Annotated in this window: 20 protein-coding genes; 13 read left to right on the forward strand and 7 right to left on the reverse strand. The window is 73.1% G+C overall.

Features of this window, described 5'->3' with window-relative positions; translation table 11 throughout:
- Nucleotides 1-11: 11 nt before the first annotated feature.
- The gene (locus PV343_RS17600) at nt 12-1457 is read left to right on the forward strand and encodes an aldehyde dehydrogenase family protein (protein WP_319147945.1); all 1446 of its coding nucleotides are present in this window, start codon (nt 12-14) and stop codon (nt 1455-1457) included.
- Nucleotides 1450-2334: an aldehyde dehydrogenase family protein gene (locus tag PV343_RS17605; protein WP_319147870.1), complete on the forward strand. Its 885-nt coding sequence runs from the start codon at nt 1450-1452 to the stop codon at nt 2332-2334. Before PV343_RS17600 ends, PV343_RS17605 begins: the two co-directional genes overlap by 8 nt.
- Before the next feature lie 117 nt (nt 2335-2451).
- Here the strand turns inward: PV343_RS17605 and PV343_RS17610 are convergent, their stop codons facing one another.
- Nucleotides 2452-2877: a hypothetical protein gene (locus tag PV343_RS17610; RefSeq protein ID WP_319147871.1), complete on the reverse strand. Its 426-nt coding sequence runs from the start codon at nt 2875-2877 to the stop codon at nt 2452-2454.
- A 160-nt stretch (nt 2878-3037) separates the two neighbouring features.
- Between PV343_RS17610 and PV343_RS17615 the strand changes: the two genes are divergently transcribed.
- Nucleotides 3038-3640 carry a uridine kinase gene (locus PV343_RS17615; RefSeq protein ID WP_319147946.1) on the forward strand — a complete coding sequence of 201 codons (603 nt, stop codon included), beginning with the start codon at nt 3038-3040 and terminating at the stop codon, nt 3638-3640.
- Between the two features lie 219 nt (nt 3641-3859).
- On the opposite strand, the gene PV343_RS17620 is transcribed toward PV343_RS17615, so the two are convergent.
- A complete protein-coding gene (locus PV343_RS17620; protein WP_319147872.1) occupies nt 3860-4597 on the reverse strand; it encodes a SigE family RNA polymerase sigma factor in 738 nt (245 codons plus the stop codon).
- A 229-nt stretch (nt 4598-4826) separates the two neighbouring features.
- Between PV343_RS17620 and afsQ1 the strand changes: the two genes are divergently transcribed.
- The 5 genes from afsQ1 (at nt 4827) to PV343_RS17645 (ending at nt 8658) form a co-directional block, all read left to right on the forward strand.
- Nucleotides 4827-5504, forward strand: coding sequence for a two-component system response regulator AfsQ1 (gene afsQ1 / locus PV343_RS17625; protein WP_020941848.1), 678 nt, complete (start codon nt 4827-4829; stop codon nt 5502-5504).
- A complete protein-coding gene (locus PV343_RS17630) occupies nt 5501-7102 on the forward strand; it encodes a HAMP domain-containing sensor histidine kinase (protein WP_319147873.1) in 1602 nt (533 codons plus the stop codon). Before afsQ1 ends, PV343_RS17630 begins: the two co-directional genes overlap by 4 nt.
- A complete protein-coding gene (locus tag PV343_RS17635; RefSeq protein WP_319147874.1) occupies nt 7099-7710 on the forward strand; it encodes a hypothetical protein in 612 nt (203 codons plus the stop codon). Before PV343_RS17630 ends, PV343_RS17635 begins: the two co-directional genes overlap by 4 nt.
- A gap of 91 nt (nt 7711-7801) precedes the next feature.
- A complete protein-coding gene (locus tag PV343_RS17640; RefSeq protein ID WP_319147875.1) occupies nt 7802-8362 on the forward strand; it encodes a VanZ family protein in 561 nt (186 codons plus the stop codon).
- A gap of 92 nt (nt 8363-8454) precedes the next feature.
- Entirely contained in the window at nt 8455-8658 is a 204-nt protein-coding gene (locus PV343_RS17645; protein WP_319147876.1) for a PspC domain-containing protein, read from the forward strand.
- A 78-nt stretch (nt 8659-8736) separates the two neighbouring features.
- On the opposite strand, the gene PV343_RS17650 is transcribed toward PV343_RS17645, so the two are convergent.
- Nucleotides 8737-9099: an ATP-binding protein gene (locus PV343_RS17650; RefSeq protein ID WP_319147877.1), complete on the reverse strand. Its 363-nt coding sequence runs from the start codon at nt 9097-9099 to the stop codon at nt 8737-8739.
- A 151-nt stretch (nt 9100-9250) separates the two neighbouring features.
- Nucleotides 9251-10426, reverse strand: a complete 1176-nt coding sequence (locus PV343_RS17655) for an adenosine deaminase (protein ID WP_319147878.1) — start codon at nt 10424-10426, stop codon at nt 9251-9253.
- Between the two features lie 121 nt (nt 10427-10547).
- Between PV343_RS17655 and PV343_RS17660 the strand changes: the two genes are divergently transcribed.
- Nucleotides 10548-11309, forward strand: coding sequence for an alpha/beta hydrolase (locus PV343_RS17660; protein WP_319147879.1), 762 nt, complete (start codon nt 10548-10550; stop codon nt 11307-11309).
- A gap of 127 nt (nt 11310-11436) precedes the next feature.
- Nucleotides 11437-13809 (forward strand): SCO7613 C-terminal domain-containing membrane protein, encoded by a 2373-nt coding sequence (locus PV343_RS17665; protein WP_319147880.1) that lies wholly within the window; start codon nt 11437-11439, stop codon nt 13807-13809.
- A 34-nt stretch (nt 13810-13843) separates the two neighbouring features.
- Here PV343_RS17665 and PV343_RS17670 read toward each other — a convergent pair whose 3' ends face one another.
- Nucleotides 13844-14803 (reverse strand): LysR family transcriptional regulator, encoded by a 960-nt coding sequence (locus PV343_RS17670; protein ID WP_319147881.1) that lies wholly within the window; start codon nt 14801-14803, stop codon nt 13844-13846.
- 63 nt (nt 14804-14866) lie between these two features.
- On the opposite strand from PV343_RS17670, the gene PV343_RS17675 reads away from it, so the two are divergent.
- Nucleotides 14867-16144: an MFS transporter gene (locus PV343_RS17675; RefSeq protein ID WP_319147882.1), complete on the forward strand. Its 1278-nt coding sequence runs from the start codon at nt 14867-14869 to the stop codon at nt 16142-16144.
- Nucleotides 16145-16287: 143 nt separating this feature from the next.
- The gene (locus PV343_RS17680; protein ID WP_319147883.1) at nt 16288-17301 is read left to right on the forward strand and encodes a sigma-70 family RNA polymerase sigma factor; all 1014 of its coding nucleotides are present in this window, start codon (nt 16288-16290) and stop codon (nt 17299-17301) included.
- On the opposite strand, the gene PV343_RS17685 is transcribed toward PV343_RS17680, so the two are convergent.
- Nucleotides 17185-17571 (reverse strand): STAS domain-containing protein, encoded by a 387-nt coding sequence (locus PV343_RS17685; protein ID WP_319147884.1) that lies wholly within the window; start codon nt 17569-17571, stop codon nt 17185-17187. The two genes, PV343_RS17680 and PV343_RS17685, sit on opposite strands and share 117 nt — an antisense overlap.
- Nucleotides 17572-17648: 77 nt before the next feature.
- Here PV343_RS17685 and PV343_RS17690 point away from each other — a divergent pair, with 77 nt between their 5' ends.
- Entirely contained in the window at nt 17649-18569 is a 921-nt protein-coding gene (locus PV343_RS17690) for an AEC family transporter (protein WP_319147885.1), read from the forward strand.
- Nucleotides 18570-18781: 212 nt separating this feature from the next.
- Here the strand turns inward: PV343_RS17690 and PV343_RS17695 are convergent, their stop codons facing one another.
- Nucleotides 18782-20065, reverse strand: a complete 1284-nt coding sequence (locus tag PV343_RS17695) for a thymidine phosphorylase (RefSeq protein ID WP_319147886.1) — start codon at nt 20063-20065, stop codon at nt 18782-18784.
- Nucleotides 20066-20089: the final 24 nt, after the last annotated feature.

Below are 20089 nucleotides of genomic sequence, written 5' to 3' on the forward strand. Positions count from 1 at the left end.
ACCCCATGAACATGGACATGCATACATCCGCATTCGAGTACGCACCGGCACCCGAGTCCCGCTCGGTCGTCGACATCGCCCCCTCCTACGGCCTGTTCATCGACGGCGAGTTCACGGAGGCGGCCGACGGCAAGGTCTTCAAGACCGTCTCGCCGAGCACCGAGGAGGTGCTGTCGGAGGTCGCGCAGGCCGGCGCCGAGGACGTGGACCGCGCCGTCCGGGCCGCCCGCAAGGCGTTCGAGAAGTGGTCGGCGCTGCCGGGCTCCGAGCGCGCGAAGTACCTGTTCCGCATCGCCCGCATCGTCCAGGAGCGCAGCCGTGAGCTGGCGGTCCTGGAGACGCTGGACAACGGCAAGCCGATCAAGGAGACCCGCGACGCGGACCTCCCGCTGGTCGCCGCGCACTTCTTCTACTACGCGGGCTGGGCCGACAAGCTGGACCACGCCGGCTTCGGCGCGAACCCGCGGCCGCTCGGCGTGGCCGGCCAGGTCATCCCGTGGAACTTCCCGCTGCTGATGCTGGCGTGGAAGATCGCCCCGGCCCTCGCGACCGGTAACACGGTCGTGCTCAAGCCCGCCGAGACCACCCCGCTGTCCGCGCTGTTCTTCGCGGACATCTGCCGCCAGGCCGGCCTGCCCAAGGGTGTCGTCAACATCCTCCCGGGCTACGGCGACGCGGGTGCCGCGCTCGTCGCGCACCCGGACGTGAACAAGGTCGCCTTCACCGGCTCCACGGCCGTCGGCAAGGAGATCGCCCGCACGGTCGCGGGCACGAGCAAGAAGCTCACCCTGGAGCTGGGCGGCAAGGGCGCCAACATCGTCTTCGACGACGCGCCGATCGACCAGGCCGTCGAGGGCATCGTGACCGGCATCTTCTTCAACCAGGGCCAGGTCTGCTGCGCGGGCAGCCGCCTGCTGGTCCAGGAGTCGATCCAGGACGAGCTGCTGGACGCCCTCAAGCGCCGGCTGTCCACGCTGCGCCTCGGCGACCCGCTGGACAAGAACACCGACATCGGCGCGATCAACTCCGCCGAGCAGCTGGCCCGGATCACCACGCTCGCCGAGCGCGGCGAGGCCGAGGGCGCCGAGCGCTGGTCGCCCGCGTGCGAACTCCCGACGTCCGGCTACTGGTTCGCCCCGACGCTGTTCACCAACGTCACCCAGGCGCACACCATCGCCCGCGACGAGATCTTCGGCCCGGTGCTCTCGGTCCTCACCTTCCGCACCCCGGACGAGGCCGTCGCCAAGGCGAACAACACGCAGTACGGCCTGTCGGCGGGCATCTGGACCGAGAAGGGCTCCCGGATCCTGGCCGTCGCGAACAAGCTGCGCGCCGGTGTCGTCTGGTCCAACACGTTCAACAAGTTCGACCCGACCTCGCCGTTCGGCGGTTACAAGGAATCGGGCTTCGGCCGCGAGGGCGGCCGCCACGGCCTGGAGGCGTACCTCGATGTCTGAGCGACTTTCTGTCTTCAAGACCTACAAGCTGTACGTCGGCGGGAAGTTCCCGCGTTCCGAGAGCGGCCGGGTGTACGAGGTGACCGACTCGAAGGGCAAGTGGCTGGCCAACGCCCCCCAGTCGTCCCGCAAGGACGCCCGTGACGCGGTCGTGGCCGCGCGCAAGGCGTTCGGCGGCTGGTCCGGCGCGACCGCCTACAACCGGGGCCAGGTCCTGTACCGCGTCGCGGAGATGCTGGAGGGCCGCCGGGACCAGTTCGTCCGCGAGGTCGCGGACGCCGAGGGCCTGTCGAAGTCGAAGGCGGCCGCGGTCGTGGACGCCACGGTCGACCGCTGGATCTGGTACGCGGGCTGGACGGACAAGATCGCCCAGGTGGTCGGCGGCGCCAACCCGGTCGCGGGCCCGTACTTCAACCTGTCCTCCCCGGAGCCGACCGGCGTGGTCGCCGTGCTCGCCCCGCAGGAGTCGTCCTTCCTCGGCCTGGTCTCGGTGCTCGCCCCGGTGATCGCCACCGGCAACACGGCGGTCGTCGTCGCCTCCGAGAAGGCCCCGCTGCCCGCCCTGTCGCTGGCCGAGGTGCTGGCCACCTCGGACGTCCCCGGCGGTGTCGTCAACGTCCTGTCCGGCCGCACGGCGGAGATCGCGGCCCCGCTCGCCGCGCACCAGGACGTCAACGCGATCGACCTCGCGGGCGCCGACGAGGTGCTGGCGAAGGAGCTGGAGATCGCGGCGGCCGACAACCTCAAGCGCGTCCTTCGTCCACAGCCTGTGGACTACTTCGAGACGCCCGGCACCGACCGCCTCACGGCGTTCCTGGAGACCAAGACGGTCTGGCACCCCACGGGGTCCCTGGGCGCCTCCGGTTCCTCCTACTGAGCCGCGGTCTCCACGGACGAGAGCCGCGCCACCCCTCCGTCCGGGGGCGGCGCGGCTCTCTCGTACGTCTGTCCCGTACCTCTCTCCCGTCCGGCTCTTGCGTACGGGAGTCGCCGGTCAGCCGAGCGGCGCGCCCGCGCCGCCGCCGAGCAGCCCGGTCAGCTGTCCCGCCACCGGCAGCGTGCCGAGCGACTCGGCCTCGGCCACCGGCCGGGTCAGGGCCTGCGAGGAGAGCGGCTTGAAGTCGGCGATCCGGGTGCCGACCCCGTTGTCCAGCGGGTCGACTCCGGTGCCGGCGAGCGGGTTGGGCTTGAGTCCCGTGACCGGCCCGGTGACGTAGCCGACCGTGCCGGTGAGCGCCGACAGTCCCGCCTGCGGGTCGATGTGACCGAGCGAGGTGGGCCGCCAGGGCACCTCCAGGGGCTGACCGGCCGCGTCCGCGTGCGCCGTGGCCGCGCCCGCCCCCAGGGCCGCCGTGGCGGTGGCCAGGGCGATCAGGGCGCGCTGCGCCACGGGGTGCGGGGAGGAAGAGTGTCGGGCCATCTCTGGTGCCACCTTCTGGTGCGCAGGGTAAGGATGTCGACACGAAGGGTAGTTGAGGTGAGACTCACGCTCAAAAGCCGACCCGCGGGGTCGGCAGGGCGCTCACCATGCCTCAAACTGGTGTTCCGTGAGCATCCATCTCCCGGCCCCCGCCCGTGTCGTGCTGCTGTGCGGCCCCTCGGGCTCGGGCAAGTCCCTCGTCGCCGCCCGTTCCGGGCTCCCCGTGCTGCGCCTGGACGATTTCTACAAGGAAGCCGACGACCCGACTCTGCCCCTGGTGCAGGGGAGTTCGGACATCGACTGGGACCACCCGGAGTCGTGGGACGCCGAGGTCGCGGTCGAGGCCATCGCCCGGCTGTGCGCCACGGGTTCGACACCGGTCCCGGTGTACGACATCTCGCGCAGCGCCCGTACCGGCGAGGACACGCTGCACATCGGGCGCACCCCGCTGTTCATCGCGGAGGGCATCTTCGCCGCGGAGATCGTGGAGCGCTGCCGTGAACGGGGCCTGCTGGCCGACGCGCTGTGCCTGAGCCGCGGCCCGTTCACCACGTTCCGCCGGCGTTTCCTGCGCGATCTGCGGGAGGGCCGCAAGTCGGTGCCGTTCCTGCTGCGGCGCGGCTGGCGGCTGATGCGCACCGAGCGGTCGATCGTGGCCCGCCAGGTCTCCCTGGGCGCCCACCCCTGCGACCGCGACGAGGCCCTGGGCCGGCTGGCGGCGGCAGCGGCGGGCCGGCAGACCCCGCAGCGGACCGTGGCCTGACCCGACGTGAGGGAGCCGGCCGGGGCGGACCGGCCGGGGAACGCGAAACGGGACTGGACGGACCCCCCGGTCCACCAGTCCCGCTCCCTGTGCTCCCCCTTGCTTCCCCCGTGTTCCCCTTGCTCCCCCGTGCTCGCCCCGCGGGCCCACCCCCCAGTGGTCCCGCGGGACCCACCCCCCGGTGGTCCCCCGTGTCTCCCCCGTCGTCCCCCCGAACCTTCAGGCGACCAACTCGCCGAAGGCGTCCTCCTCGTCACGGCCGAAGCTGAGGACCTCGTCGTCGCGCAGCCGGCGGAGCGACCGCCAGATGCTGGACTTGACCGTGCCGACACTGATGTCGAGGATCTCCGCGATCTCCGGGTCCGTGCGGCCCTCGTAGTAGCGCAGGACCAGCATGGTGCGCTGGAGTTCGGGCAGCCGGGCCAGCGCCTGCCACAGGACCGCGCGCAGCTCGGTGCCGCGCATCGCGTCCGTGTCGCCGGGCGTCTCCGGCAGTTCCTCGGTCGGGTACTCGTTGAGCTTGCGGCGCCGCCAGGCGCTGATGTGCAGGTTGGTCATGGTGCGGCGCAGATAGCCGCCGACCGCCGCCTTGTCGCTGATCCGCTCCCACGCCCGGTAGGTCGAGAACAGCGCGCTCTGCAGCAGGTCCTCGGCCTCGAAGCGGTCGCCGGTCAGGTGGTAGGCGGTGGCGTACAGGGAGGCGCGGCGCTCCTGGACGTAGGCGGTGAACTCCGCCTCCGTCAGCGAACGGCGCTCCCCCGAGTCCTCCCTGTACGCGGATCCCCCGTGCGTCTCCCCCGTGTGGGCGTCGACCACCGTCATGTAACCGGTGTGCTGACGCCCGGTGCCGCGAGCGCACCCCCGCCCGCTCACGGCACCGGACTTCTCGGAACCCCGGTGCACGTCGTGCAGACGCGTGACCACTGCGCTGGTGCTCATCCCGTGCAGCGTGTTCATCTCGCGCTCCCCCGTCGTGGACTTCCGGTGTCCGGCTTGCTGGTGTTGCTTCCTTGCCTGTGCCGAAAAGCTTGCCGAGCGACCTTCATGGACGTGTCAGCCGACTGTCACAGACCTGTCACAGGGGCCCCTCACAGAACCGTCACAGAGCGCGCACAGCCGGTGGCGCTGGGGACGCCATGATGCCGGCAGGTCGTACGAGAGCCCGTCCATGGGCCAGAATGAGCCCGTGCCTTCCCTGTTGCTGATCGAGGACGACGACGCCATCCGTACGGCCCTGGAGCTCTCCCTGACGCGCCAGGGACACCGGGTGGCCACCGCTGCCAGCGGTGAGGACGGTCTGAAACTGCTGCGTGAGCAGCGGCCGGACCTGATCGTGCTGGACGTGATGCTGCCCGGCATCGACGGGTTCGAGGTGTGCCGGCGCATCCGGCGCACCGACCAGTTGCCGATCATCCTGCTGACCGCGCGGAGTGACGACATCGACGTGGTCGTCGGGCTGGAGTCCGGCGCCGACGACTACGTGGTGAAGCCCGTGCAGGGCCGGGTGTTGGACGCCCGTATCCGGGCGGTGCTGCGGCGCGGGGAGCGCGAGTCCAGTGACTCGGCCACGTTCGGCAGCGTCGTGATCGACCGGTCGGCGATGACCGTGACCAAGAACGGCGAGGACCTCCAGCTCACGCCGACCGAGCTGCGGCTGCTGCTGGAGCTGAGCCGGCGGCCCGGCCAGGCCCTGTCCCGGCAGCAGTTGCTGCGTCTGGTGTGGGAACACGACTACCTGGGTGACTCGCGCCTGGTGGACGCGTGCGTGCAGCGGCTGCGCGCCAAGGTGGAGGACGTGCCCTCGTCCCCGACGCTGATCCGTACCGTCCGTGGTGTCGGCTACCGCCTGGACGTCCCTCAGTGACCGACACGCAAGGGGGGCTGCGCGGCTGGGCCGCGCGGCGTGGGGGAAGTCTGTCGCACCTGCGGTTCACGAGCCTGCGGCTGCGGCTGGTCGTGGTGTTCGGCCTGGTCGCGCTCACCGCCGCGGTGTCGGCGTCGGGTATCGCCTACTGGCTGAACCGGGAGGCCGTGCTCACCCGGGCGCAGGACGCGGTGCTGCGCGACTTCCAGCAGGAGATGCAGAACCGCACCGGCGCGCTGCCGGTGCGCCCGACCCAGGACGAACTGCAGCGGGCGGCGGGCCAGATGGCCGGCAGCAGCCAGCGGTTCAGTGTGCTGCTGGTCGCCCAGGACACCGACGGCAAGACGGTGTACGGCAACTCGGGCGGCATCAACGGGTTCTCGCTGGAGGACGTGCCCCGGTCGCTGCGGGCCGCGGTGAACAAGCGGCAGAAGGTGGCGGACGGCAACAAGTCGCCGTACCACCTGTACTGGCAGCGGGTGGACCAGCACGGCACGCCGTACCTGGTGGCCGGCACGAAGCTGGTCGGTGGCGGGCCGACGGGCTACATGGCGAAGTCGCTGGAGCCGGAGGCCAAGGACCTCAACTCGCTGGCCTGGTCGCTGGGGATCGCCACCGGGCTGGCGCTGATCGGCTCGGCCCTGCTCGCGCAGGCCGCCGCCACGACGGTGCTCAAGCCGGTGCACCGGCTCGGGGTGGCCGCCCGGCGACTCGGCGAGGGCCGGCTCGACACCCGCCTGAGGGTGTCGGGCACGGACGAACTCGCCGACCTGTCACGGACGTTCAACAACGCGGCGGAGGCGCTGGAGAAACGGGTGGCGGACATGGCCGCCCGGGACGAGGCCTCGCGCCGGTTCGTGGCCGACATGTCGCACGAGCTGCGCACCCCGCTGACCGCCATCACCGCCGTCACGGAGGTGCTGGAGGAGGAGCTGGAGTCCGAGGCCGGCGGCATCGACCCGATGGTCGAGCCCGCCGTGCGGCTGGTGGTCAGTGAGACGCGGCGGCTGAACGACCTGGTGGAGAACCTGATGGAGGTGACCCGCTTCGACGCGGGCACCGCCCGGCTGGTCCTGGACGACGTCGACATCGCCGACCAGATCACCGCCTGCATCGACGCGCGTGCCTGGCTGGACGCCGTCGAACTGGACGCCGAGCGCGGCGCCCACGCCCGGCTCGACCCGCGCCGCCTGGACGTCATACTGGCGAACCTGATCGGCAACGCGCTCAAGCACGGCGGTTCGCCGGTGCGGGTGTCGGTGCGGATCGACGGGGAGGACCTGGTCATCGCGGTGCGCGACCACGGGCCCGGCATCCCCGAGGACGTCCTGCCGCACGTCTTCGACCGCTTCTACAAGGCCAGCGCCTCCCGGCCGCGTTCGGAGGGCAGCGGTCTCGGCCTGTCCATCGCCCTGGAGAACGCCCACATCCACGGCGGTGAGATCACCGCCGCGAACTCCCCCGACGGCGGCGCGGTGTTCACCCTGCGGCTGCCGCGGGACGCGTCGCGGCTGACGGAGGAGAACGGCGAGAACGGCGACGCGGTCGTGAACGGCGGTGCCCACGGGCCGGCGGACCACGGGAAGGAGGGGGCATGAGAACGGGGACCGCACGACTCCTGCTGGCCGCTTCCTTGCTGGCCGCGCTGCTCGCCGGGTGCGGGATCCGTCCCACCGAGGTGCCGACGGACTTCGGCGCCGCGCCCTCCCGGGTGCCGTGCTCGCTGGCCGGGCCCGATGCCGCCACCCAGTCCGCGCACGGGGTGCCCGTCCAGGTGTTCCTGCTCTGCGGCTCGTCCCTGGTCGCCGTCGACCGGTCGGTGCGGGTCCCGGACGGCACGCCGGACGCGCGGCGCCGGGTGATCGTGGCGCAGGGCCTGCTGGACCAGCTCGCCTCGTCCCCGTCGGCCGCGGAGAAGTCGGCGGGCTACACGACGTACGTGCCGGGCGGCGTGAGCGTCGCCGGGCTTGCCCCGAAGGACCCGGAGGACGCGCTGCGGCTGAGCACCGCGCCGGACCGGCTCACCTCCTACGCCCTGGGCCAGCTCGTGTGCACGCTGTCCGACTCGGCGGCGACCGAGGGCGACGGCTCGGTGATCCTGGGCGGCCCGCGCCCCGGCCCGCTGCGCCGCTACGAGTGCACCGACGACGTCCGCAGCCGCCCGGGCTCGGTCCAGCCGCCGACAGGCGCGGTCGACGCGGGCTGAGCGCCCGGCGCGGCCCCTGCGGCCCGTGCCGCACGGGCATCGGCGTGCGGGACGCGGAACCGATCGTGCACGGGGGCGCGTCTAGGGGGTCGTGCAGCGTCAAGGCTCCATCGGCGGCAGCGCCGCGATCCGCATCCGGGTGACGGGAGGTGTCCTCCTCGTCGCCCATCTCGGGCTCGTCGCCTGGCTGATGCTGCGGCCCCTGGACGTCCCGTGGGTGATGCCCGCCAATCTGCGTCCGCTGGCCGGCATCCGTGCCGACCTGGCGCTGGGCTGGCCGGAGGCCGCCAGACGCCTCGGTGAGGGGCTCGCGCTGCTCGCGCCGCTGGGCGTGCTGCTGCCGATGGTCCACGGCAGGCTCATCGTCTCCCCGCTCTCCTCCCTGGTACGTACGGCGGCCGCGGGTGCCCTGCTCTCGCTGGGGATCGCCCTGCTCCAGACCGGTGTGCCCGGCCGGGTCGTCGACGTCGACTCGCTGCTGCTGAACACCGTGGGGGTGGCCCTGGCGCACCTGGCCGTGGTGCCGGCGGCCCGGGCCCGGCTGCGGCGCCGGGACGAGCACGGCCACCGCGCGGCCGGGACGGTCACCGTCCAGGAGGAGCTGTCTCAGGGGCGGACCCCGACGATTCCCAGGGTCGGGATCGCCCCGTAGAGCGACGCTTCGTCCCCATCGGTTCCGTACCGTGGAGGGTAGTTGAGGCAACCGACCGGGATGCCTCGTCCACGCTCACGAAGGAGCCGCGGATGTCCAGCCTCGCCCGCCCCACCCACGGCCGCATGATCGGCGGAGTGTGCGCCGCGCTGGCACGGCGCTTCGGCACCTCCGCGACGACGATGCGGATCGTCTTCGTGCTGTCCTGTCTGCTGCCGGGACCGCAGTTCCTGCTCTACATAGCACTCTGGATCCTGCTGCCCTCCGAGGACCGCGCCCGGACCACCGCCTGGTGAGTCCTGCGCGGGCGAACGCCGCCGGTGCGCCCCGGACGGTTCCGGGGCGCACCGGCGGCGTCGTGCGTACGGGCGCGGTCAGCCGACCGGCAGGCCGTTCACCGGGGCGCCGTGCGTGGGCAGGCCCTTCAGCGGCAGGCCGCCGAGCAGTCCGGCGGCCGGCGCGGTCGGTCCGCCGGTGAGGACCTTCTGGACGGCCGGCTGCGCGGCGGCGACACCGGTGCCGACGGCACCCCGCCCGTGGGTGAGCGCCTGGCCGGCACCCGGCAGCGCCTTGCCGACGTTCCCGGCCGGCAGCGCCCCGGTCACGGAGTCCAGGGCGTGGGTGGCCTGTGTCGCGTCCGGGACGGCCGGGGCCGCGGAGGCCGCGCCCGCGCCTACGGCGGCGAAAGCGGCGCCGAGGGCGGCGACACCGAGGGTCTTGGCGGCAGACTGCTTCATGGTGAATGCGTCCTTGAATGCGGAGACGGGTGATCACAAACGTTCTGAGCGGTCCACGACCGTAAACATGCCGAGCCACCCGCCGCAAACACCGGAATGCGGACGGCCTGTGAAAGACCGTCCGCATTCCGCGCCGCCCACTGAACCCCCGTCAACCGACCGGGCCGGAAGAACCGCTGGTGGAGGCGGTCTGCTGGAACAGCCATTCGGACTTCAGTTCCGCATATCCGGGCTTGATCACGTCATTGATCATCGCGAGTCGTTCATCGAAAGGAATGAACGCTGATTTCATCGCATTGACGGAGAACCATTGAAGGTCGTCGAGCGTGTAGGCGAAGGCGTCGACGAGATGCTCGAATTCCCGGCTCATGCTGGTGTTCGACATCAGCCTGTTGTCGGTGTTGACCGTCGCCCGGAAGTGCAGGCGCCGCAGCAGCCCGATCGGGTGCTCGGCGTAGGAGGCAGCGGCGCCCGTCTGGAGGTTGGAGCTGGGGCACAGCTCCAACGGGACGCGCTTGTCCCGGACGTAGGACGCCAGCCGCCCGAGCCGCACCGAGCCGTCGTCGCGGACCTCGATGTCGTCGATGATCCGCACCCCGTGCCCGAGCCGGTCGGCACCGCACCACTGCAGCGCCTGCCAGATGGAGGGCAGCCCGAACGCCTCGCCGGCGTGGATGGTGAAGTGGTTGTTCTCGCGCTTGAGGTACTCGAACGCGTCCAGGTGCCGGGTGGGCGGGAAGCCGGCCTCGGCGCCGGCGATGTCGAAGCCGACCACGCCGAGGTCCCGGTGGCGGTTGGCGAGTTCGGCGATCTCCAGGGCGCGGGCCGCGTGCCGCATCGCCGTCAGCAGGGCGCCGATCCGGATGCGCCGGCCGCTCTCCCGGGCGAGCCGCTCTCCCTCCCGGAACCCCTCGTTGACGGCCGCGACGACCTCTTCGAGGCTCAGCCCGCCCGCCAGGTGCTGCTCGGGCGCGTACCGCACCTCCGCGTAGACGACCCCGTCCTCGGCGAGGTCCTCGGCGCACTCCCTGGCCACCCGGACCAGCGCCTCGCGGGTCTGCATCACGCCGACGGTGTGGGAGAAGGTCTCCAGATAGCGCTCGAGCGAGCCGGAGTCGGCGGCCTCGCGGAACCAGATCCCGAGCTTGTCGGAATCGGTCTCCGGGAGCTGGGAGTACCCGGTCGCCCGGGCCAGTTCGACGACGGTCCCGGGCCGGAGCCCGCCGTCGAGGTGATCGTGCAGCAGAACCTTGGGCGCCCGGCGGATCTGGTCCGGTGTCGGCACGTGCGTCGGGACGGTCCCAGTCGGTGGAGTCTGGCTCGTCATTTCCGCACTCTAACGCCTACGCGCGTAGAGGACCCCCAGGACGCCTTTACTATTCCGTCGATATGTAACGGTGACCCCACGGACGGGTTTCGTACACCGCGGCTTCTGACACTGTTCTGTCATGGGACAGCAAGCGTCGCCGGTCCGAACGGCCGGGCTGGGCAGGGCAGTCGGTCCGGAGCCGAAATCGGTGAGCGGGGCGGTGCTGCTGCTCCCCGGCGGCGAGGAGGTGTCCGCCCGCCGGCCGTCCCTGGTCCGGTCGCCGGGCCTGGTCCGCTCCCTGGGCCGCAGGTTCGCCCGCGCGGGCCGCGCGGAGGGGCTGGCCGTCCACACCGTCCACTACCGCTACCGGGGCTGGAACGGCGGCCAGGCGCATCTGGCCGCCGACGCCGAGTGGGCCGCCGACGAGGTCGTCCGGCGCTACGGGGACGTGCCGGTGTGCCTGGCGGGGCTCGACATGGGCGGCCGGGCCGCGCTGCGGGCCGGCGGCCACGAGGCCGTGAACTCCGTGGTGGCGCTCGCCCCCTGGCTGCCCGACGAGGACGTGGCCGCGCCCGCCGAGCCGGTGAAGCAGCTGGTGGGGCGGCGGGTGCTGATCGTGCACGGCACGAACGACGAGCGCACCGATCCGGAGCTGTCGTTCCGGCTGGCGGAGCGGGCGAAGAAGGCGAACCGGGACGTGTGCCGGTTCGAAGTGCACTCCGACGGCCACGCGTTGCACCAGCACCGGGACGAGGTGCTCAGCCTGGCCGTGGACTTCGCGATGGGGGCGCTGTTCGGCTCACAGGTGTCCCGGCCGGTGGAGGACGCGCTGGCGGCCCCGCCGCCCATAGGGCTGCGGATGCCCCTGGCCGCCGGGTTCGGCAGGTCGCTGCGGCGCTAGGGCGTTCTCCTCGGATCACCGGACCGCTGGTCCGGTGTGTCGTCGGGTGATGCCTTCCCGGGACCTGAGTACCGGGTGAGTACGCGCGCTCATGCCCTGTGCCGCGGCGCGGCCGACACTCCGTGTCATGACACCTGTTCCGCCACCGGCCGAGGAGCTGCGGCTCATCGACGCCGAGCTGTGGCACCTGCACGCCCGCAGCTCCCAGTTGCTCGCGCGCCGCGCCTGGTTGGTCGCCCATCTGTCCGCGACCCCACAGCACCGGCCGCTGCCGACCGCGACGCCCCGTCCCGAGGCCACCGCGCCGCGCGTGCAGAACCTGCTGCTGCTCCTGGGCGGCCTGCTCCTGACGATCGCCGCGATCGCGTTCACGCTGGTCAGCTGGGGGCACCTGGGGATCGCCGGACGCGCGCTGGTACTGGGCGCGATCACGGTGGCCGCCCTGGCCGCTCCCGTGCCCCTGGCGGGACGCGGCCTGCGGTCGACGGCCGAAGCGGTGGCGGGACTCGCGTTCGCGCTCACGGCGCTCGACGCCTACGCGCTGCACGCGGTCGCCCTCACCGGCGTGGACGGCACGGCGTACACGGCCGGGGCGTCGGCGGTGCTGGTCGCCGTGTGGACGGGGTACGGGCTGCTGCCGGGCCCGGCGGAGCTGCGGCTGCCGCTTCCGGCCGCGCTGGCCACGGCGCAACTGCCGCTGCTGCTCTGGGCGGTGGCGTCCGGCGCGGGGCGGTACGGGATCACGGCCGCGCTGCTCGTGACGGCCGCGTGCGACACGGTGGTGGCGTTGCGTGCGCCGGGCGGACCGGTCCGGATCATCGCCGTGGTGGGCGCGTACGGCATGGGGGCGTGGGGCGTCCTGGCCGCGGCCTGGCTGTCGTGGACGGCCGGCGGTCCGGGCTCCGCGGCTCAGGCGGCCACGCTGCTGCTGTTCGCTGCCGGTGTGGCGCTGACAGCGGCGCTGCGGGACCGTGCCGAGGGGCATGCCGTCGGCCTGTGCGTCGCGGTCGGTCTGCTCGTGGTCACCGCGCTCGGCGGCATCGTCCGCCCCGTGCTGCCCACCACCTGGACGGTGCCCGCTCACCTCGCCGTGGGAATCGCGCTGTCGGGGGCGGTGCGGGCGGATCGGCTGCCAGAGCCGGTGCGGCGGGGTCTCGCCCTCGCCTCCGCCGCCGTGCAGGGTCTGGCGGTGCTGTGGGCGCTTCCCCTGCTCCTGCTGACGGTGCTGGGGCCGGCCGGCGCGGCGGCGCGGGTCTGGTCCGGCGCACCGGCCGGTGCCCGGGAGGCCGTGTCGGTGGGCGCGCCGTGGTTGCCGCAGCTGCAGACGGCGCCCCTGGTCCTGGCCGCCGTGGCCGGCGTCCTCGTGCTCGTGGTCCGCGACACGACATGGCGGCCCAGGGCGCTGCTGGGCGCACTGCTGCTCGGCTGGGCGGCGCTGATGGTCGTACCGGTAGTGCTGGACCTGCCCTACCCGGCGGCCCTCGTGGTCGAGGGACTGGCGGCGGCAGCACTGCTCACGGTGGCGACGCGGTCCCGTGCGGCGGAGGGCGCCCGCACGGTCCCGGCGTCGCTGCTCGCCCTCGTCACGTCCGTCTCGCTCGCGTTCCTCGCGCTGCCGACGCGCTCCGCGACCCTGGGGGTGCTCGCCGCCCTGACCGCGCTCTTCGCGGCGGGGTCGTTCGGACAGCGCCTCACCCCGCTCACGGCACCGGCCGCGCTGGGGTTCGGCACCGCGCTGGCCTGCGCGGTGAGCGCCGCGGCGGGCTGGGAGCCGCGGCATGCCGCGCTGCTCGTGCTCGTGGTCCCGGCCGTGGCGGCGCTGCTCGCCGCCCGAGCCGCCGGCGCGCGCACGGCCGTGGCGGTGGAGGTGACGGGTGCGGCCGCCGGATTCCTTGCCGTCGGGCTGGCGGTCGAGGACCCTGCGACGCTCTCCCTCGTGCTGTCCCTGTCCGCGGTGATCGTCGCCGCGACGGCCGTGCGCGCCGACCGCCGCCCCGCCGCCTACCCGGCCACCGCGCTGTTCGCCCTGGCCGCCTGGGTGCGCCTCGCCGCCTGGGACGTCACGGCACCGGAGGCGTACACGGTGCCGGTGTCCGTCCCGGCGCTCGTGATCGGCTTCCTGCGCCGACGCCGGGATCCGCAGGTGTCCTCCTGGGTGGCGTACGGCCCGGGTCTCGCCGCCACGCTCGTGCCGAGCCTCGCGGCCGCCTGGACGGACGCGCACGCCACCCGCCCCTGGCTGGTGGGCGCGGCGGCGCTGCTGGTCACCCTGCTGGGCGCCCGGCACCGGCTGCGGGCGCCGCTGCTGCTGGGTGGCGGGGTGCTCGTGCTGGACGCGCTGCACGAGTCGGCGCCCTACCTGGTCCAGGTCGCCGACGCCCTCCCCCGCTGGGTGCCCTTCGCCTTCGCGGGACTGCTGCTGCTCGCCGTCGGCGCGACGTACGAGCGGCGGCTGCGGGACGTGCGGCGGCTGCGGGAGATGCTGGGCCGGACGCACTAGGGCCCTTCGCCGCCCCCTCGGTCCCGGGCGCCCCTCAGGGAAGCAGGCTCCCCCTCCTGGAGAGCAGGAACTTCTTGAAGGCGGCCACCGGCGGGGTGTCCGGACGGTCGGCCAGCCAGGCGACGCCGATCTCCCGGGCCGCCCGGGGCGCCGTGACCGTCAGCTCCACGACCCCCGGCCTCGGCACGGTGGGCGGCGGCAGCAGGGCGACCCCGAGACCCGCCGCCACCAGGCCCCGCAGGGTCTCCGCCTCCTCGCCCTCGAAGGCGATGCGGGGTTTGAAGCCGGCCTCGCGGCACAGGTCGTCGGTGATCCGCCGGAGGCCGTAGCCGGGCTCCAGGGTCACGAACGTCTCGTCGGACGCCTCGGCCAGGCGGATCCGGCGGCGCCCGGCGAGACGGTGGTCGGCGGGGACGACGAGCCGCAGCTTCTGCTCGTCCAGGCGGCGCGCCACCAGGTCGGGGGCGTCGGGCACCGGCGAGGTCAGGCACAGGTCGAGCTCGCCCGCCCGCAGCCGCTCCAGCATGGCCTCGCCGTAGTTCTGGACCAGGCTGAACCGGACGCGCGGGTGGTCGGCGCGGAAGGCGTGCAGCAGGCCGGGGACGGTCTCGGCGCCCATGGTGTGCAGGAAGCCGAAGGCGACCTTGCCGGTGGCCGGGTCGGCGTCGGCGCGGACCTCCTCGGCGGCGCGCTCCACCTCGGCCAGGGCACGCTCGACGGAGGCGAGGAAGGTGCGGCCGGCCGGGGTGAGGGAGACCGTGCGGCCGTGCCGGGCGAACAGGTCGACGCCGAGGTCCTGTTCCAGCCGGGCCATCGCGCGGGAGAGGGTCGACTGCGGGACGTTCATCTCACGGGCGGCCCTGGTGACGTGCTCCGTACGGGCGACACCGGCGAAGTACGCGAGCCGGGGCGCGAGCAGCAGCGCCGTCACCGAGATGTCTTCTGTGTCACTGGACGGTGACAGCCGAGCCTGTGAGCTGTGCTGATGCGCCATGGGAACGATTATGGCGAATCCATGCATTGGACGGATGAGTGAGGCCGTCCGTAGGTTCGAGGCATGTCTCCCGCCAGTACCGGGGCGTCCACCGCCGTGGGCGCCGCTGTGTCCGTCCGTTCCACCGATTCCCGCCTGGCCCCGGGTGGCCCCGGCTACCGCCGGATGAGCTTCGCCCTCTTCCTCGCCGGGGTCGCGACCTTCGCCCTCCTCTACTCGACGCAAGCCCTGCTGCCGCTGATCTCCGGTGAGTTCGGGGTCGCCGCGAGCGAGGCGAGCTGGACGGTCGCGGCCGCCACCGGCGGGCTGGCGCTCTTCGTGCTGCCGATGAGCGCGCTGTCGGAACGCTTCGGCCGCCGTACGGTGATGACGGCCTCGCTGGCGGTCGCGGTCGGCGTCGGTCTGCTGGTGCCCTTCGCCCCCTCCATCGGTGCCCTCGTGGTGCTGCGGGCGGTGCAGGGCGCGGCGCTGGCCGGCCTCCCCGCCTCGGCGACGGCCTATCTGGCGGAGGAGGTCAGGCCCAAGGCCCTGGTCACGGCGATCGGCCTGTTCGTCGCGGGCAACAGCGTCGGCGGGATGAGCGGCCGGGTGATCACCGGCTGGGTGGCGCAGGAGTGGGGCTGGCGCGTGGCCGTCGGCGTGATCGGCCTGATCGCGGTGGTCTGCGCGGTGGCGTTCCGGCTGCTGTTGCCGGCCCCGCGCCACTTCACGTCCGGCTCGCTGCGGCCCCGGGTGCTGCTCGGCACGGTCCGCGACCACCTCTCCGACCCGCTGCTGCGTCGCCTGTACGCGATCGGCGCGCTGTTCATGACGGTGTTCGGCGGTGTCTACACGGTGATCGGCTACCGCCTGACACAGGCGCCCTTCTCGCTGCCCCAGGGCATCGTCGGCTCGATCTTCCTGGTCTACCTGGTGGGCACGGTCTCGGCGTCGACGGCAGGCCGGCTGGTGGGCCGCCTCGGCCGCCGGGGCGCGCTCTACCTGGCGGGCGGTACGACGGCGGCGGGCCTGCTGGTGTCGCTGGCCGCCTCGCTGCCCCTGGTGCTGCTGGGGCTGGTCCTCGTCACGGCGGGCTTCTTCGCCGGGCACGCGGTCGCCTCTTCGGCGGTCAGCCGGACGGCCACCCGCGGGCGCGCCCAGGCCTCGGCCCTCTACCAGTCGGCGTACTACATCGGCTCCAGTGCCGGCAGCACGGTGGGCGCCATGGCCTTCCACGCGAGCGGCTGGGGCGGCACGGTCACGGTGGGCCTGTGCGCCGTCCTGGGCATGGTGACGATCACCGTGCTCGGGTCCCGGGCGGCCCGGGTCGCGGCCCGCCGGGAGCCGGTGGCGGCGCACTGACCCACGCCGGTCAGCCCCGGAAGCAACCGGTCCGAGCTGGGCATTTCCGTACTCGGGGGGCCGTTGTCAGTGGGCTGCGGTAGCTTCCGGAGTGCTGGGGCGCGAAGGCGCGCCGACAGGACGGCCACAGGGGTGGGTGGACGATGGGCGACGGCACGGCGACGGCGGACCTCGAGGTCGCGCTGGAGAAGCACCGGACCGAACTGACCGGGTACTGCTACCGCATGCTCGGCTCCTCCTTCGAGGCCGAGGACGCGGTGCAGGACACCCTGGTGCGCGCCTGGCGGAGTCACGACAAGTTCGAGGGGCGTTCCAGCCTGCGCTCGTGGCTCTACCGGATCGCGACCAACGTGTGCCTGGACATGCTGACGGCCGGGAACAAGCGGGCCCGCCCGATGGACCTGACCGAGGCGACCCCGCTCGCCCGGGCCGCCCTCGCCCCGCGCCCCGACCACACCTGGCTGGAGCCGATGCCCGACGCGCGCGTGCTGCCCACGGGGGACGACCCGGCGGAGGCGGCCGTCGCCAAGGAGTCCATCCGGCTGGCGTTCATGGCGGCGCTGCAGCAGCTGCCGCCCAAGCAGCGGGCGGTGCTGATCCTGCGCGAGGTGCTGGCCTGGCGGGCGAGCGAGGTCGCCGAGCTGCTGGACACCTCGGTGGCCTCCGTCAACAGCGCGCTGCAGCGGGCCCGGGCCACGCTCGCCGAGCGCGCGGAGACGGGAGCCGAGGGCTCGGTCTCCGACCCGCTGGACGAGGAGCAGCAGAAGCTCCTCGAGCGCTACGTGAAGGCCTTCGAGGGCTACGACATGACGGCGCTCACGGCGCTGCTCCACGAGGACGCCGTCATGACGATGCCGCCGTTCGACCTGTGGCTGCGCGGCCCGGCCGACATCACCGGCTTCATGACCACCCTGGGCGCCTCCTGCGCCGGATCCCGGCTGCGGCCGGTCGAGGTCAACGGGCTGCCCGGCTTCGCGCACTACAAGCCGGACCAGGAGAAGGGCGGCTTCACCCCCTGGGCGGTGCAGGTCCTGGAGATCTCAGACGGCCGGATCACAGGGTTCCACTTCTTCCTCGACACCCAGCGCTGGTTCCCCCTGTTCGGCCTGCCCCTCCACCTGGAAGCGGAGCCCGACCAGGTCCAGCAGGGCGAGTAACGCCGGGTCGGGATCGCGCAGCCGTATCCGCCCGCCGGCCCGGCGGGCGGCCAGCTCCAGCCGGGCCAGCAACTCGACGGCGCCGAGGCCCGGCGGCCCGAGCCCGCCGACGTCGCACACGACGACCCGCGCGCCGGTCGTGCGCAGCAGCGACCGCACGTCGTCGCACCAGCCCGGTACCTCCCTGCGGGTGACCGGGCCGGCGAGCGTGAGCACGGGGGGTGTCTTGGCATCCACGTGCGGTAGACCGGCGGGGCCGCCGTAACTCATCGCGGAGACCGGCGTCCTGGGCGGCCGACGAAGATCACATTGACCCGGTCGCCCGCTCCGTCGCAGGGTTGTGCCCTGTGCAGGGGGTGCTGAGCGGGTTCGCGGTGATCGCGGTCGTCATCGGGGTGGGCTATGTGCTCGGGTGGCGCGGGACGCTCGGCGACCAGGGCGCCGCGGTGCTGACCGGGCTGGCGTTCACGGTGGCGGGTCCGGCGCTGCTGTTCACCACGCTGGCGAAGGCCGATCTGTCGGTCCTCTTCTCGGCGCGGCTGCTCGTCACGGCCCTGAGCACGGCCGTGGTCTCGGGACTGTTCGTGGCGGTCGGCGCGCTCAGGCGCTGGGGCGTGGGCCGCACCACCATCGGCGCCCTGTGCTCGGGCTACGTGAACTCCGGCAACCTGGGCATCCCGATCGCGGCGTACGTCCTGGGCGACGCGTCGCTGGTGGCCCCGGTCCTGCTCTTCCAGGTCGTCCTGGTCACCCCCGTCGCGCTCACCGTCCTCGACCTGTCCGGCATGGGCGAGAAGGGCACGGTGTGGCGGCGCCTGCTGACCCCGCTGCGCAACCCGATCGCGGTGGGTTCGCTGTCCGGGGTTCTGGTGTCGGCGGCGGGGTGGCGGCTGCCGGGCCCCCTGATGAGCCCGCTCACGCTGATCGGCAACATGTCCGTGCCGGCCGCCCTGCTGGCCTTCGGCATGTCCCTGCACGGCAACGCGCTCCCCGGCCGGGGCCGGGACCGCCGCCCGGTCCTGCTGTCGGTGACGCTGAAGTCGGTGGGCCAGCCGCTGGTGGCGTGGCTGCTGGCGGAGGGCGTCTTCGCCCTGCACGGCGCCACCCTGCTGGACGTGGTGGTCACCTCGGCCCTCCCGGCCGCCCAGAACCTGTTCACCTACGCCAGCCGCTACCGGGTGGCCGAGTCCCTGGCCCGGGAGTCGATCCTGCTGTCGACGGTGGTGTCGGTACCGGTGCTGGTGGGGGTGGCGGCGGTGCTGGGGTGATCTCGTCAGCCGGCAGGGAGGTCGCCTGGGTGGGCCCACTGTCACGCTGTAGGGCGAACCACAGGCCGATGTCCACCGTGTCCTGCGTGCGGGGAAATTCGGCGAGGAGATCTTTTTGCGCCTCGGCGATCGGAGCGCCACCGGTCCCAGCATGCCGAACGGGACCGGCGGTGGTCCACCGGTCCCGTTCGCCCGAAAGGGGAAACCGCAGGTCAGGCGATACGTTCCAGCACGACCGGCGACGCCGTGAAGTCGGTGCCCGGGGCCGCGATGTCGTAGGAGCCCTCGACCGCCTGGAGGGCGTAGTCGAAGCGCTCCGGGGTGTCGGTGTGCAGGGTCAGCAGGGGCTGGCCCGCGGTCACCGTGTCGCCCGGCTTGGCGTGCATCTCGACGCCCGCGCCGGCCTGCACCGGGTCCTCCTTGCGGGCGCGGCCCGCGCCGAGGCGCCAGGCGGCGACGCCGATGTCGTAGGCGTCCAGGCGGGTCAGCACACCGGTGGACGGCGCCTTGACGACGTGCTGCTCCTTCGACGTGGGCAGCTCGGCGTCCGGGTCGCCGCCCTGGGCCGCGATCATCCGCCGCCAGACGTCCATCGCGGAGCCGTCGGCCAGCGCCTTCGCCGGGTCGGCGTCCCTGACCCCGGCCGCTTCCAGCATCTCGCGGGCCAGCGCGACCGTCAGCTCCACGACGTCCGCGGGGCCGCCGCCGGCCAGCACCTCGACCGACTCGCGGACCTCCAGGGCGTTGCCCGCGGTCAGGCCGAGGGGGGTGGCCATGTCCGTGAGGAGGGCGACCGTCTTCACGCCGTGGTCGGTGCCGAGGCCGACCATCGTCGACGCCAGCTCCCGCGCGTCCTCGATCGTCTTCATGAAGGCGCCCGAGCCCACCTTCACGTCCAGGACCAGCGAGCCGGTGCCCTCGGCGATCTTCTTCGACATGATCGAGGAGGCGATCAGCGGGATCGCCTCGACCGTGCCGGTGACGTCGCGCAGGGCGTACAGCTTCTTGTCGGCCGGGGCGAGACCGTCGCCCGCGGCGCAGATCACCGCGCCCGTGGTGTCCAGGACGTGCAGCATCTCCTCGTTGGAGAGCAGCGCCCGCCAGCCGGGGATGGACTCCAGCTTGTCCAGGGTGCCGCCGGTGTGGCCGAGGCCGCGGCCCGAGAGCTGCGGGACGGCCGCGCCGCAGGCCGCGACGAGCGGGGCCAGCGGGAGGGTGATCTTGTCGCCCACGCCGCCGGTGGAGTGCTTGTCCGCCGTCGGGCGGGACAGCGAGGAGAAGTCCATGCGCTCGCCGGAGGCGATCATGGCCGCGGTCCAGCGGGAGATCTCGCGGCGGTTCATGCCGTTGAGCAGGATCGCCATGTTGAGCGCGGCCATCTGGTAGTCGGCGACCTCGCCGCGGGTGTACGCGTCGATGACCCAGTCGATCTGCTCGTCGGTCAGCTCACCGCGGTCCCGCTTGCTGCGGATGACGGAGATGGCGTCCATGGCCATGACTTTCCTTCCGGGAGGTGCGAA

The organism is Streptomyces sp. WI03-4A, from assembly GCF_033792105.1.
GTDB classification, from domain to species: Bacteria; Actinomycetota; Actinomycetes; order Streptomycetales; family Streptomycetaceae; genus Streptomyces; species Streptomyces collinus_A.